Source organism: Baia soyae, assembly GCF_004341445.1.
In the GTDB taxonomy this organism is placed as follows: domain Bacteria; phylum Bacillota; class Bacilli; order Thermoactinomycetales; family Thermoactinomycetaceae; genus Baia; species Baia soyae.
The window spans coordinates 1-15,297 of the sequence record NZ_SLXV01000058.1 but is presented as its reverse complement, the minus strand read 5'-3'; the positions used below and the strand labels follow the sequence as shown (position 1 = coordinate 15,297).

12 protein-coding genes are annotated in these 15,297 nt (G+C 42.4%); 8 read left to right on the top strand and 4 right to left on the bottom strand.

The annotated features are described in order from the left end of the window. Positions 1–139 precede the first annotated feature (139 nt). From EDD57_RS13470 to EDD57_RS13455, 4 genes are all read right to left on the bottom strand, one after another. Positions 140–1,279: a Ger(x)C family spore germination protein gene (locus EDD57_RS13470; protein WP_131849933.1), complete on the bottom strand. Its 1,140-nt coding sequence runs from the start codon at positions 1,277–1,279 to the stop codon at positions 140–142. Continuing rightward, positions 1,276–2,805 (bottom strand): spore germination protein, encoded by a 1,530-nt coding sequence (locus tag EDD57_RS13465; protein WP_131849932.1) that lies wholly within the window; start codon positions 2,803–2,805, stop codon positions 1,276–1,278. The genes EDD57_RS13470 and EDD57_RS13465 overlap by 4 nt, the downstream gene beginning before the upstream one ends. A 5-nt stretch (positions 2,806–2,810) precedes the next feature. Then, positions 2,811–3,914 (bottom strand): GerAB/ArcD/ProY family transporter, encoded by a 1,104-nt coding sequence (locus EDD57_RS13460; protein WP_165873832.1) that lies wholly within the window; start codon positions 3,912–3,914, stop codon positions 2,811–2,813. Between the two features lie 120 nt (positions 3,915–4,034). Next, on the bottom strand, positions 4,035–4,259 hold the full coding sequence (locus EDD57_RS13455) for a hypothetical protein (RefSeq protein ID WP_131849930.1): 225 nt from the start codon (positions 4,257–4,259) through the stop codon (positions 4,035–4,037). Positions 4,260–4,657: 398 nt separating this feature from the next. Here EDD57_RS13455 and tig point away from each other — a divergent pair, with 398 nt between their 5' ends. From tig to EDD57_RS13415, 8 genes are all read left to right on the top strand, one after another. Next, positions 4,658–5,950, top strand: coding sequence for a trigger factor (gene tig / locus EDD57_RS13450; RefSeq protein ID WP_131849934.1), 1,293 nt, complete (start codon positions 4,658–4,660; stop codon positions 5,948–5,950). An 84-nt stretch (positions 5,951–6,034) separates the two neighbouring features. Further along, entirely contained in the window at positions 6,035–6,613 is a 579-nt protein-coding gene (gene clpP / locus EDD57_RS13445; protein WP_131849929.1) for an ATP-dependent Clp endopeptidase proteolytic subunit ClpP, read from the top strand. Positions 6,614–6,635: 22 nt separating this feature from the next. Next, on the top strand, positions 6,636–7,904 hold the full coding sequence (gene clpX, locus EDD57_RS13440; RefSeq protein WP_131849928.1) for an ATP-dependent protease ATP-binding subunit ClpX: 1,269 nt from the start codon (positions 6,636–6,638) through the stop codon (positions 7,902–7,904). Positions 7,905–8,057: 153 nt separating this feature from the next. Next, on the top strand, positions 8,058–9,197 hold the full coding sequence (locus EDD57_RS13435) for a lipid II:glycine glycyltransferase FemX (protein ID WP_131849927.1): 1,140 nt from the start codon (positions 8,058–8,060) through the stop codon (positions 9,195–9,197). Between the two features lie 61 nt (positions 9,198–9,258). Continuing rightward, positions 9,259–10,941: an ATP-dependent protease LonB gene (gene lonB, locus EDD57_RS13430; protein WP_131849926.1), complete on the top strand. Its 1,683-nt coding sequence runs from the start codon at positions 9,259–9,261 to the stop codon at positions 10,939–10,941. A gap of 157 nt (positions 10,942–11,098) precedes the next feature. Then, on the top strand, positions 11,099–13,435 hold the full coding sequence (lon, locus tag EDD57_RS13425) for an endopeptidase La (protein WP_131849925.1): 2,337 nt from the start codon (positions 11,099–11,101) through the stop codon (positions 13,433–13,435). Further along, positions 13,422–14,042 (top strand): ribosome biogenesis GTP-binding protein YihA/YsxC, encoded by a 621-nt coding sequence (gene yihA / locus EDD57_RS13420; protein ID WP_131849924.1) that lies wholly within the window; start codon positions 13,422–13,424, stop codon positions 14,040–14,042. Before lon ends, yihA begins: the two co-directional genes overlap by 14 nt. A 27-nt stretch (positions 14,043–14,069) precedes the next feature. After that, entirely contained in the window at positions 14,070–15,170 is a 1,101-nt protein-coding gene (locus tag EDD57_RS13415) for a D-alanine--D-alanine ligase (protein WP_131849923.1), read from the top strand. Positions 15,171–15,297 lie beyond the last annotated feature (127 nt).

Here is a 15,297-nt window from a genome sequence, read left to right as displayed (position 1 = left end):
ATAAAACTAAAAGGTATGAGTCCAGTTCAATACCGAACACATACCCTGCAGGTTATTTAAACTTTTGTGTCTAACTTTTTGGGTTCACTTCATTTGAAGGATTCGTCTTTTTTCTATGGAACGAGTTATTTACAGTGTCCTACTCTAGTGAGGGCACCAAATGCAACTGGTTGGTGTAACGAAGATCAACCTTTGCTTGCATGGAACGAATGGAGTCTTTGTTCAATGGGATTTTTCCATTCTGCGAAATTTTTTTCCATGATTTTACGTCCGATCGATACAGTTTTTCAGAAAGTCGATAAATATCTGTATCATACTTCATCGATTCCTTGTAGGTATGCATGACTTCTTCTTCTACTTTTTTGGAAATCTCTTTATTTAAAAAGTCAAGATCTACTTTTTGATAGAGTGAACTTACAACGGCGGTTCCCTTGATTTTAAGATCAAATCGGACTTGGTTTCCTTGTACAGATGGAATAATATCTGTGTTTAGCTTTTGGACGATAATAGATGCGGCTGGTTTTCCATCTTTGTGTATGGAAATCTGCCCACGTTTTGTTTTATCTGTTAGCCATCTAAGGCCGACTGCCCCATCCTCCGTTAAAAATCCTTTATAGCCATGATTTGTGATGATGGTAACTCCGTGAAGGCGAATACCAGAGGTAACCTCCTCTTTCTCTTCAATCCGATTAGGCGTAATGCTAACGGTTGGAATAATCGCTTCATGTCCAGGTTCATCCAGCTTAATAATCACTTCTCTCATAGTAACGGGTTTTACAAATGAGCCTTGTTCAAAAATCGTTTTTGGGTTATCTAAACTAGATGGATAATTGGATGCTACGAGAAGATCTTTAATAGGTGCGTGACTGACATAAAACCATAGATGATAACGAATTTCTACGAAACGATCCAGCATATCTACAAGCTCCTGTTGCCCACCATGCTTGATAGCTGCTTCTGTCATAATGACAAATGAGAGATGACCCCAAAATATTTTTCGATCACTTGATTTATAAACATTAAAAACGGCTTCATCCACATCCCGACCTTCTCCCCAAATGATTTCGCCATGGGGACTGGAGGGACGGGCTTGGTCTGATTTTCCAGATGTTCCAAGATCAAATAGCTGGGAGTAGACGGTATACATGCCATCTTTAAAATCGACACCCAGCCCATTTGCATACACCATTTGCTCAGGCTCATTTAGATCCCAACAACCCGAAAGCGTTAGTGGGAATAATAAGAGGAGAACCATCATGAGTAGTAATTTCTTTTTCATCCTTTGTCGCTTCCTTTTCTTGTCGGGTCTTTAGGATGAAACTCCTGTGGACGACTAATGTATTTATCAGTAGGGAGGCGAAATAACGATTTCATGAAATGGGAGAAGCTTGCTCTAGTAGCTATCTCCAAATAAGGGTAGCCAAACGTTTGTAGGCTGGCCAAGTAAATCAAAATGAAGAAGAACGAAAGGCAGAAGCCAAATAGACCAAAAATGGATGCCAAGATGAGAGAAAGAACGCGTAAGATGCTGATAGCACCGATAATAGACTGGTTCACAAGAGTAAATGTAGCAATGGTAGAAACGGCGATGACAACGACTGTTACGGGACTTGTGAGCCCTGCTTGTATGGCGGCATCACCAATGATGAGTCCGCCTACTACACTTAATGTTTGACCAATCGCAATCGGAAGTCGTAAGCCAGCTTCACGAAATAGTTCAAATAGAATCAACATCAAGAGAGCTTCCAGCGGGATCGGTAAGGGGACTCCCATTCGTGATTCAATAATAGTGGTCAATAAGGCAAAAGGGATTTGATTTTGATGGAATCCGGTAACAGCCACCCAAAATGAAGGGAGGAGTGTGGCGATGAAGACCCCTATAAATCGAAGAAATCTCGCTAAGGAACTGTATATGGCTGTGTATTCGCTATCCTCTGCCGTCTTTAACTGTAATAAGATATTGGATGGAATAATAATGGCATATGCAACACCGTCGAGAAGGATCACAACTCTCCCGCTTAAAAGAGATTGAACGACAAAGTCAGGCCTGCCGGTGTAGTTGTGAAGCGGAAAGAGTCTCCCGTTATCCTCGATTAACTCCATAAGCTGATTTCCACCATAAATGGCATCAATATCGATTGCCTCAATTTTTTTTCGGATATTTTCTAGTAAGCCTGGATTAGCGATATCATCCATATATAGAAGAGAAATAGTTGTTTTACTTCTCCTTCCAACTTCGAAAAATTCGACACACATGGAATTTGTTTTAAGGCGTTTGCGGACAAGTGCGATATTGGTTGTGAGATCTTCAATAAAGTTATCACGGGGCCCCTTAATGGTAACTTCCATCTTACTTTCTTCGGGGTTTCGTTGTGGTCGTTTCGATAGATTGGTTGAAAAAAGGTAATCTGTATTTTCAAAGTAGAGGATAGATTTTCCAGAAAACACCTCGGATATGACTTCACTTGCAAGGTGGATTTCTTGAACATTCGGTACATGTAACTTTTCTTGTACAAGAGTATCCGTAATTTCGTCGTGAGGATCGAGTGTATCTAAAAATTGATTGATGCGATCAAGTAGTAGATGAGTCACTGTCTCTGGGTCCACCATGCCGGAGCAAAAGATGAGTAGAACCCGCTGTGAAGGTTCTCCAACTAGGTATTCTTGAAAGTGGACATCTGGACTTTTTTGAAATAGTTTACGTAAGGTGCTTTCATTCAGAGGTTCTTGCTTTGGATGGGAGTCGGTTAATAGGTCGCTAAGGGCTTTATTTTTGGTTTGTTTTTTTCTAAAATTAAATTTCATACGAATCACCCCTGCGCTTTTTTCTTAGACTTTTTACTACCCAGCCAAACACTGAATCCTAATATGAGAGAGATGGAAAAAAATATATAGGCTGTAAGTGGGAGAAACAATATTTTTTCCCATTTGTAAAATACGGTGTCACTTGCTCCTATGCAAACGAGGATCGTGGAAAGCGCGATGACGCCAAACATCATCCATTTTCTCGTTTGTTTTTTTTGCAATGGGAAAATCTCCGCTATGATAATCAGATATAAGGAGATCCGGATGAAGGCTCCTGATAGCCACTGATAAATAGATAAAAAATCAAGGTGCCCAATGAATTCCGAGAGCTGAACCAGCCCCCACTCTTCAAATGCGGGGTATCGTAATCGTGCTGCTTCCTTCGGACCAAACTCAATAATAGCTCCCATAAGCGGCCCTATTGCTAAAGAAGATAGGAGGACGATATTCCACGCAAGATGTTTGTATTTCAATGGCTTTTTGATTCTGTGCTGAAGCAAAAGAAAGATGACCATTTCGACTATGCCAGAAGCTGGATAGATCGAACCTTTTAAAACGGGCCCTATTCCATTTTCTAAGAAAGGCATGAGTAATGAGTAGTTTTTGACTTGTATATTACTAATGCTGACGAAAAAACCGAATGCCACAATGGCAAAAATGAGCACAAAATTGACTACAGCGAGAGTTTTTAATCCCTTGAGAGCTAAGTAAAAAGAGGTAGTCGCTAATATCACTGTAAGGAAATAATTGGGTGTGGCTGGGAGATAGGATATGCTGGTCCAAACAATGGTATCGTTTAAGGCAAAAGCGACAATGGACATGCATTCGAGCATAACAAGGAACGAAATAATATAGGTAGGGATTTTTCCGATATGATCTCTAAGCCAAAGGAACAATGATTGGTTTTGATCTTGTGTTTTTTTATGTATATACATTAATAGAGGTGCCCACAGCAAGGCTACAAACAGGATGATGATAGGAGTCATCCAAGAGTCTCGGCCCGCTGTTTGAATAAGTGGTGGGATTACAAGGACATGACTTTTGAATCCAATTGCGACGAGACCGATCATGGAAATATGAACGATAGAAATGGAATTTGCGCGGTCCATGTGCGACATCTCCTAATTGATGATGCATTTATCATTTGTTAAAATGGTAAATTTTATTTACATACAAAAAAACCTTCGTTTTCGGATGTACCGATCGAAGGCTTTTTTGTATGTATGGTTTTATTTTGTTTCATCTACTAGTTTTTGAATGTCACGTAGCTCTTGTTCAATATAGAGTAATTGTTTCATTAGATCTTTGTTTCCTGTTTCATCTTTTACATATAACTGTACACTTGTTCCAAAGCTTTGATCGATTAGAGATAAAGCATGCTTAATTTTTTCATGGATTTTCTCTTTTTTGTCACCCTTGGATGGAAGTTCTACTGATTGAGTGGGCTGTATCATGGTTTCCTCCTCAGGCTCATCTTGTAGAAGAGTGAGCTCTAAATCTACTGTTTCGAAGTTAGAAGTTGGTTTACTGGATGGGCGTTTGATAGGAATCACTCCTTATTGACCAGATTATCTACTTAGTTCATATACATTCATTATACTACTAAGTTACGGTTTTCAGAGTGAAAATTTTTCGAAATTCGATTAAGAGGCGTGATTAATCCCTCTGCCTTCTCAGGGCTTTATTTCTGTAGTAGAATAGATTCACTATGAGAGAGTAGGGGATGCGTCAGCAGATTCTGTTGCAAAAAAGGGCTTTTGTGCCATATAATATAGTGGTTGCGTTGCATACAGAAGCGGCATGCCAAGGAAAAGTGATTCCTTACTTAATAGATTGCAGGAGGTTGCTAATGATGAAAGCAAGTTTTGAAAAAGTAGAAGCAAATAAGGTAGTACTTACGGTAGAAGTAGATTCTACAAAGGTTGCAGAAGGTCTTGATCAAGCGTTTAAAAAAGTAGTAAAGAAAGCAAATGTACCTGGATTCCGTAAAGGGAAGGTACCTCGTGCTCTTTTCGAACAACGTTTTGGTGTAGAATCCCTCTACCAAGATGCACTTGATATCTTGTTGCCAGAAGCATATGAAGCAGCAGTAGCCGAAACAGGCATCGAACCAGTAGATCGTCCAGAAGTGGATATCGAACAATTGGAGCAAGGCCAAGCACTTATCTTCAAAGCAACCGTTATTGTGAAGCCAGAAGTAAAACTAGGCGACTATAAAGGTCTTGAAGTAGCAGAAAAAGACTTCTCTGTAAAAGCAGAAGCAGTATCAGAAGAATTAACCCGTATGCAAAAACAACAAGCAGTTTGGGAGCCAGTTGAAGAAGGCACTGTAGCACAAGGCGACCGTACTGTGATTGACTTTGAAGGCTTTGTGGATGGCGTGGCTTTCGAAGGTGGTAAAGGAGAGCAATACTCTCTTGATATCGGCTCAAACTCTTTCATCCCAGGTTTTGAAGATCAAGTAGTAGGCATGGGTCTTGGCGAAGAAAAGGATGTTGAAGTTACATTCCCAGAAGAGTATCATGCTGTTGACTTGGCTGGAAAAGCAGCTACTTTCCGCGTGAAACTACACGAAATGAAACGCCAAAACTTACCAGAGATGAACGATGATTTTGCACAAGATGTAAGCGACTTCGAAACACTTGCTGAATTACAAGCAGATGTAGAGAAAAACATGGCTGAGCGTGCTGAGAAGGATAAAGAAAACTATATCCGTACTTCTGTAGTAGACTTAGCTTCTGAAAAAGCAGAAGTAGAAGTTCCAGCTGTTATGGTGGATGGTGAAGTGGAACAAATGCTTCGTAATTTCGAACAAAACCTTTCCTACCAAGGATTGAATTTGGAGCTTTACACTCAGTTCACTGGACAATCAGTAGAGACTTTGAAAGAGCAATTTAAAGTGGACGCTGAGAAGAAAGTACGCGCTGATCTCGTTGTAGAAGCAGTAGCAAAAGCTGAAAACATCGAAGTAAGTGAAGAAGATATCGATCAAGAGATTGCAATCATGGCGGAAGAAATGAAGCGTGATGCAGCAGAAATCCGTACACTTTTAGAAGCTCAAGGTAGCATCGAGCAAGTTCGCACACAGTTGCGTTTGAAGAAAGCTGTGGACCTACTTGTATTGAACAGCAAAGTTACGGCATAATGGAATTAGGGAGAGAAAAAACAAGGCGCGGTGCATACGTGCCTTGTTTTCTAAATAAGAATACATATAAGAGAGGTGGACACTGTGCCTGTCGTGCCGATGGTTGTAGAGCAATCGAACCGTGGTGAACGTTCGTATGACATATACTCTCGTCTCCTCAAAGATCGTATTGTCTTTTTGGGTACAGAGATTGATGACGATGTATCAAATCTGGTAGTAGCTCAACTCCTATTTTTAGCAGCAGAAGATCCAGAAAAAGACATTCATTTGTACATAAACTCTCCTGGTGGTTCGATAACCGCTGGAATGGCAATTTTTGACACGATGAACTTCATCAAGCCCGATGTATCTACGATGTGCATTGGACTAGCGGCTAGTATGGGGGCATTTCTTCTCACAGCTGGGGCAAAAGGAAAACGTTTTGCTCTCCCGAACAGTGAAGTCATGATTCATCAGCCTCTTGGTGGAGCGCGTGGTCAAGCTTCAGACATAAAGATTCATGCAGACTGGATTTTGAGGTCACGGAGACAAATTAACCAGATCTTGTCGGTTCAAACCGGACAACCAATCGAACGAATCGCACGGGATACCGACCGCGATTACTTCATGGATGCTAGGGAAGCCAAAGAGTATGGCTTGGTAGACGAGGTAATCACCCGGTAATCATCAGAAAGGGGTGATCTGGATGTTTAAGTTTAACGAAGAAAAAGGACAGCTAAAGTGCTCCTTTTGTGGGAAATCTCAGGATCAGGTGCGTAAGCTGGTAGCAGGTCCAGGTGTTTATATCTGCGACGAGTGTATCGAGCTTTGTAATGAGATTGTAGAGGAAGAGCTTGGAAGTGAAGAAGAAGTTGACCTCAAGAATCTTCCTAAGCCCCTAGAAATTCGTGAGATTCTAGATCAATACGTAATTGGGCAAGATCAAGCGAAAAAGGCTCTCTCTGTAGCGGTTTATAACCATTACAAGCGAGTAAATAGTTCTCAGAAGTCAGATGATGTAGAGCTATCGAAGAGTAACATTTTGATGATCGGGCCTACAGGTAGCGGGAAAACCTTGCTAGCTCAAACATTGGCTCGTATTCTCAATGTGCCTTTTGCGATTGCGGATGCAACTTCACTCACGGAAGCTGGGTATGTTGGGGAAGATGTAGAAAATATCTTGCTCAAGTTAATTCAAGCTGCTGACTATGATGTGGAGAAGGCAGAACGAGGAATTATCTACATAGATGAGATTGATAAGGTTGCTCGTAAGTCTGAGAATCCTTCTATTACACGTGATGTGTCGGGTGAAGGTGTTCAGCAGGCACTTTTGAAAATTTTAGAAGGTACTGTTGCTAGCGTACCTCCACAAGGAGGCCGAAAGCATCCTCATCAGGAGTTCATCCAGATTGACACAAGCAATGTGTTATTTATCTGTGGTGGTGCTTTTGATGGCTTAGAGCAGATTATTAAGCGCCGGATCGGGAAAAAAGTGATTGGCTTTGGAACAGATCAAGAGAAAGTAGAAGATCTGAAGCCAGGCGAATATTTACGTTTATCCCTTCCTGAGGATCTACTAAAATTTGGACTAATCCCAGAGTTCGTAGGTCGTTTGCCGATGATTTCCACCTTAGAGCCGTTAGACGAGGGTGCTTTGGTTCAAATTTTAACAGAGCCTAAAAATGCTTTAGTGAAGCAGTACGCGAAGCTACTAGAGCTAGATCAGGTGAAATTAGAGTTTGATCAAGATGCACTTCAAGCAATTGCAGAAGAAGCGATTAAGCGGAAAACAGGTGCGCGGGGCCTTCGAGCAATCATCGAGTCAATCATGCTTGATGTGATGTTCGAATTACCTTCTCGCGAGGATGTTGAGAAGTGTACCATCACAAAAGAGACGGTTATCAATAAGACGAAGCCCACTTTATATACCGTTAAAGATGGGAAGTCTGGCAAGAAAAAAGAAGAGAGTGCATAACGTATGCAATGGAAAGCATCTACCTTAGGGTGGGTGCTTTCTTTCTGACATCTTTCTTTTTATTTATGTTAAAATAGTTTACATAAATATAGATAGTTCACTAATTAGCAAATGAATCTATAAAGCTATCATTCTTGGAAAGGACGGTACCTCGTGTTGTTGAAGATTTCGTTAGTCGATCGGAAGCGATTTGTGAAGTTTGCCGATACTCATCCCTATCGAAACTTTTTACAGTACCCATCGTGGGCTGACTTAAAGACAGAGATGAGATGGTCGAGTGAATTGTTGGGGTGGTATTCGAAAGATGCACACATGGTAGGGGCTGCTGTTATCTTGTATCGGAAAGTTCCTGGAATAAATAAATATTTAGCATACATACCTCGTGGACCACTCATTGATTGGTTTTCACAGGATTATAAGTTAGAGGATTGGTTTGCCCCTTTATTTGCTCACTTAAAAAGTCGACATGTTTTTAGTGTGAAGATGGACCCTCCTTTAATTAAGCGAACTTGGTCAAGTCATTCCATTAAAGAAGGAATATTCGAGTACCAAACCCATGGAATCAAAAATAAGCGAATGACGGATTTGGTTTCAGACACCACTTTTAACAGTGTTGAATTTATCCAACAAGAGTTAAATGAAATGGGATGGCAACAAAATGCAGTGGTCGAGAGCTTTGATTCGGTTCAACCACAATATGTGTTTCGTTTGCGATTGTCTGGAAAATCGTTGGACGACCTGTTCTCCGAATTTGACCCTATTTGGCAAAAGAAAATTAATCAAGCTGAGTGGGAAGGAGTAGAAGTTCGGGTTGGAACGGAAAAAGATTTTGAAGATTTCTACCATCTTTTAGCACATACGGCACAACAAGAGCAGACACAGGCAAGACAAAGTACATATTTTGAAAAGATGTTTCGAGCACTTCGTCAGGAGTGTCCAGAACGGATTCGTCTCTATATGGCAATTCAAGATAAACAATTACTGGCCGCTTGTTTAGCGATTCATGTAAGAGGACATACGGAAGAGTTATATAGTGCTAAATTAGGGAAGTCCGATCACCCTGCGAGTTATTTGTTGCGTTGGAAGATGATTGCAGATAGCTATGAACGAGGCGATCAAATGTATGACTTCCGCGGAATTAGCACGAAGCTCAACGATAAAGATCCTCTATTTGAAATGTTACGTTTCCGATTAGGCTATGCAGGTGATGCATGTGAGCTGATGGGTGAGTGGGATTATCCAGTAATACCAATGCTTCACTGGGCTTTTGATATGTATATGAAAAAAAGGTAAATATCCCTTTCCTTCCACGGTCATACTAACTGTATGTAAAACAGGGAAGGAATGGACGAGGATGAGTTTTACTGCTTTGTTGATGGTATTGCAAATTGTGTTCTCGGTTATTATAGGCGTTTATTTTTGGAATTTGTTACGGAATCAACAAACTAGCAAAAGTGCGGTTGATCGTGAATCACGAAAAGAACTGGAGAAGCTGGCAAAGCTACGTAGAATGAAGCTTACGGTTCCGCTTGCAGAGAAGACACGGCCCGCTAACTTAGAAGAGATTGTAGGGCAAACAGATGGTGTAAAAGCGCTCAAGGCGGCTATTTGTGGACCGAATCCGCAACATGTCATTATCTATGGACCTCCAGGGATAGGGAAGACAGCTGCTGCCCGCGTGATATTGGAAGCAGCGAAGAAAATCGCCTGTTCCCCTTTTGGAGAACAATCTAAATTTGTGGAGATTGATGCGACTACAGCCCGTTTTGACGAGCGAGGAATTGCAGATCCGCTCATCGGCAGTGTCCATGATCCGATTTACCAAGGCGCAGGAGCCATGGGAATGGCGGGGATTCCACAGCCTAAACCAGGTGCTGTAACCAAGGCACATGGTGGATTGTTGTTTATTGATGAAATTGGGGAGCTTCATCCGATCCAGATGAATAAGTTATTGAAGGTGCTAGAAGATCGCAAAGTGTTTTTAGAAAGTGCCTACTATAGCTCAGAAGACTCGAACACCCCAAGTCACATTCATGATATTTTTCAAAATGGATTACCCGCTGATTTTCGGTTGATTGGAGCAACGACGCGGACCCCACAAGAGATTCCGGCTGCGATCCGTTCCCGCTGTGTGGAAATATTTTTCCGCCCTCTGCTTGCAGGTGAGATTGAAAGAGTGGCAACACAAGCATTGGAACGTGTTCACTTCGCATATCATCCGGACGCGGTTCATGTGATCACTCGCTATGCGATGAATGGCCGTGATGCAGTAAATTTGGTGCAGACGGCAGTTAGTGTCGCGATGACTGAGGGACGTGGTATGATAACAAAGGCGGATGTGGAGTGGGTGGTTCATAGTAGCCAGTTAAGCCCACGCCCAGACGGCAGAATGCCCGAAAGTGCGAAAGTGGGTCTGGCAACGGGTCTTGCGGTGCATGGACCGAATATGGGGCTGATTTTAGAGGTGGAAGTTACCTCTACTCCTGTAGCTCCAGGAGAGAAGGGCTCGCTTCAAATTACGGGTGTCGTGGATGAAGAAGAAATGGGTGGTGGCGGAAGAACCATAAGGCGTAAAAGTATGGCTCGCGGTTCGGTTGAAAATGTCATTACGGTTTTGCGAAATACAGATATTAATCCGGATGAATATCACCTTCATATTAATTTTCCAGGTGGAACGCCTATCGATGGTCCATCAGCGGGTATAACGATCGCAACTGCGATCTACTCAGCCGTCAAGGAGATTCCGATTAGTAATGAAGTAGCCATGACAGGTGAGATCTCGATTCATGGAAAGGTAAAACCGATCGGCGGTGTGATCGCGAAGGTAGAAGCAGCGATGCATGCAGGAGCGAAAAAAGTCATTATTCCGATGGAGAATATGCAGGATATTTTAGAGAGGATGGAAGGGGTTGAGGTAATTCCTGTCCAACTCCTAGAAGAGGTATTCCAGCATGCGCTCACGCCTGTTGTTCAAGAAGAAACGGGATCCTTGATTCTGCCCAATCCTCAAGGAGTTTGGACAACGTCTGCCTTTTAAGAAGTTAGGCCACTTTTTTGGTTGAAGGGGTATAAAGTCGGTGCTAAGAAATACTTGGGAGTACCGGCTTTTGCTTTGTCATAGACAAAAGAAATCGAATAGGATAAAATCGTACAAAGTTTGGTTCCTTGTACAGACAGCAAGTGGAGGTGCATTTATGGCTGGAAAAGAAGAAGAACGTAACCTGCCGCTTCTACCACTCCGGGGATTACTTGTATATCCAAGCATGGTAATTCATTTGGACGTGGGAAGGGAGAAATCGATTCAAGCTTTAGAGCAGGCTATGGTGGAAGATAGTCAAATCCTCCTTATTACACAAAAAGATGCTCAACTAGAGGACCCTACTCGCGAGGATCTTTATGATATTGGTACTGTTGCCAAAGTTAGACAGATGTTGAAGCTACCAAATGGTACTATTCGTGTGTTAGTTGAGGGATTAGAACGAGCTCGCCTAATAAGTTTGGAAGATGGAGATGAGTATTTACAAGCATCTGTCATCACGATAGAGGATGAGGTAGAAGAAAGTGTTGATTTACAGGCACTTATGAGATCCGTTCTCGATTATTTTGAACAATACTTACGTTTAACCAAGAAAATATCGACTGAGACCCATTCGGTTGTGTCGGATATCGAAGAGCCAGGCCGTTTGGCCGATTTGGTCGCTTCGCATCTTCCAATTCGGATGGCAGATAAACAAGAAATTTTACAAGAAGCCAATGTAAAAGCTCGCCTAGAGAAATTACTTGGGTTTCTTCATAATGAAAAAGAAGTTCTCGAATTAGAGAAAAAAATAAGCAGTCGTGTCAAGCGTCAAATGGAGAAGACGCAAAAAGAATATTATCTCCGTGAGCAGATGAAAGCGATCCAGAAAGAGCTAGGTGAAAAAGAAGGCCGTGCTGGAGAAATTGAAGAGCTTCGTGACCAAATGGAAGAAGTCGACCTTCCTCCGGATGTGTTAGAAAAAGTGGAAAAGGAATTAGATCGACTCGAAAAAATTCCTACTTCTTCTGCAGAAGGCGGCGTGATCCGCACTTATATCGAATGGTTATTAGATGTCCCGTGGAATTTATTTACAGAAGATGATTTGGACTTGTTAAAAGCAGAAAAAGTATTAGATGAAGATCATTATGGATTAGAGAAAGTGAAAGAACGCGTGTTAGAGTACCTAGCTGTTCAAAAGATGGTGAATGAGATGAAGGGGCCGATCCTTTGTCTAGTTGGACCACCTGGAGTAGGGAAAACGTCGCTGGCTCGATCCGTAGCGAGAGCTCTTGACCGTAAATTTGTCCGGATTTCCTTAGGGGGCGTTCGTGATGAAGCGGAGATTCGTGGGCATCGTCGCACTTATGTGGGAGCCATGCCGGGCCGGATCATTCAAGGAATGAAGACAGCAGGTTCTAACAACCCTGTGTTTCTTCTGGATGAGATTGATAAGATGGCCATGGACTTCCGTGGAGATCCAGGTGCAGCTTTATTAGAAGTTTTGGATCCAAACCAAAATTCTACTTTTAGTGATCACTATTTGGAAGTTCCGTATGACTTATCCAAAGTGATGTTTATCACAACTGCCAATTCGATCAGCACCATTCCAAGGCCTTTATTAGATCGGATGGAGCTTCTTACCATATCAGGCTACACGGAAGTGGAAAAAGAACAGATTGCGAAAAAATATTTGTATCCGAAGCAATTGAAAGAACATGGACTATCTCGTGAGAAGATGCAGCTTCACGGTGACACGATTCTCAAACTGATTCGTAATTATACGAGAGAAGCCGGCGTGCGTAGTTTAGAGCGGACGGTGGGTACGCTTTGTCGTAAGGCAGCGAAGCAACTCGTAGCAGGAGAGAAGAAGAAAGTAGTCATCACACCTAAAAATTTGGAGCAGTATCTAGGAACAGAGAAATTCCGCTTCGGCCGAGCTGAGGATACAGACCAAATTGGAGTGACAACAGGTCTTGCCTGGACAGAGGTAGGCGGAGATACATTAGCAGTAGAGGTTTCGTTATATCCCGGAAAAGGGAGACTCACTCTGACCGGTCAATTAGGCGATGTGATGAAAGAATCCGCTCAAGCTGCATTTAGCTACATCCGTTCACGGTCGAATGAGCTAGGTGTGGAAGCTGATTTTCATGAGAAAAATGATATTCATATTCATGTGCCTGAAGGAGCGATTCCAAAAGACGGTCCGTCTGCGGGGATCACGATGGCGACTGCTTTGGTGTCTGCCTTAACGAATATACCTGTTTCTCGATTTGTAGCGATGACAGGAGAAGTAACCTTGCGTGGACGAGTGCTACCGATTGGTGGTTTGAAAGAGAAGGCCTTAGGCGCACACCGAGCAGGAATTACTCATATCGTCATTCCAAAAGATAATGAAAAAGATATTGCTGAAATACCAGAGAGCGTTAAGAAAGGTTTAACGTTTACTGCGGTTTCACACATGGATGAAGTGTTGAAAATCGCGCTTGTGAGGGATCCGAATGAAGATAACTGAAGTGAATTTTATAACAAGTGGAGTTAAGTTAAGTCAATATCCAGAAGACGCCCTGCCAGAAATTGCTCTGGCTGGGCGTTCCAACGTGGGCAAATCATCTCTGATTAATGCCATGATTAATCGAAAGAAACTGGCACATACCAGCTCGAGACCTGGGAAAACACAAACGATTAACTTCTTTTCGGTGAATCAAAAGGTGATGTTTGCCGATGTGCCGGGCTATGGATATGCAAAAGTTTCCAAAGTGCAACGTGCAGCATGGGGACGAATGCTGGAGACTTATTTTACTAAGCGTGAGCCGCTTCGATCGGTTATTCAAATCGTAGACTTGCGTCATGCTCCATCTCAGGATGATATCTCTATGTATCGATTTTTAAAGCATCATAGCATCCCGGTTATCATTGTTGCGACGAAAGCGGACAAGATTACGAAGGGACATTGGCAGAAGCATTTGAAAGTGGTTAAGCAGACGCTGAATGTTTTGCCGAGTGATCCGGTGATTCTTTTCTCTTCGGAGACGAAGGTGGGGAGAGATGAGCTTTGGGGAGAGATTATGAGGCGTGTGAGTGATGGTGAGGATGAGGTAGGGGTTGAGTCTGTTGATTAAAATTACATAAAGAAAGGCTGGGGGAACATGCAGAAGAAGTTGCGAGTGGCTGTCGTTTATGGTGGGAAGTCGGGAGAGCATGAGGTGTCGTTAATTAGCGCGGCTTCGGTGATGAAGGCGATGGACTTAGAGAAATATGAAGTGCTTCCTATCGGGATTACGAAAGAGGGAGCATGGCAGGTTGGAACGACTTCTTTCCCGACTCTAGAAGAGAGTCTAGGTGCTGAGAAGCTGGATCAACTACAATCTCAATTGCCAGCTGTTACGAATATTGCTAAAGGAAAGCAATTACCTGCACTAACGAATGAGTTTGTGGATGTTGTGTTTCCGGTTTTACATGGTACATATGGCGAAGATGGAACGATTCAGGGAATGTTTGAGATGGCAAATGTGCCTTATGTAGGGGCAGGGGTGCTCGCATCTGCTGTGGCGATGGATAAGGTAATGGCGAAGATGGTGTGTGCTTCAGCAGGTTTGCCACAAGGTGAATATGTCTATTATCTACGCAGTCGTTTCTTTAAGCAGAAAGAAGCGGTGCTGGGTGAAGTGGAAGACAAGCTGGGGTATCCTTGTTTTGTGAAGCCTGCTAACTTGGGTTCAAGTGTAGGAATCTCGAAGGCAAATAATCGTAGTGAGTTAGAGAAAGCAATGGAATTGGCTTATCGTTATGACCGTAAGGTATTAGTCGAAGAGTTTATCCCCGCTCGTGAAATCGAAGTAGCTGTGCTTGGAAACGATGATCCACAAGCTTCCCTTCCAGGCGAAATTATTTCATCCGGCGATTTTTATGACTATCAAGCCAAATATATAGATGGTAAGTCGGCGATGGAGGTTCCAGCTAAACTTACAAAAGAGCAAACGAAGCAAATACGAGAAATGGCGATAAAATCATATCAAGCACTAGATTGTACTGGCTTATCTCGTGTAGATTTCTTCCTGCGTAGGGATAACGGGGAGATCTTAATCAATGAGATTAATACACTACCTGGATTTACACCGTTTAGCATGTATCCCGTGATGTGGCAAGAGACAGGGGTTCCATATTCAGAGTTAGTGGACCGTTTGATTCAATTAGCAATTGAGCGTTATGATGAGAAGCAATCTTTGGTAACTAGTTTGGATAAGTAACAATGAATGATAAAAAGACTATTAAAGATGAATGAAGTGAACCCAAAAAGTTAGACACGAAGTTTTAAGCAATCTGCAGGGTATGTGTTCGGTATTGAACCGGACTCATGCCCTTTAGTTTTATCTT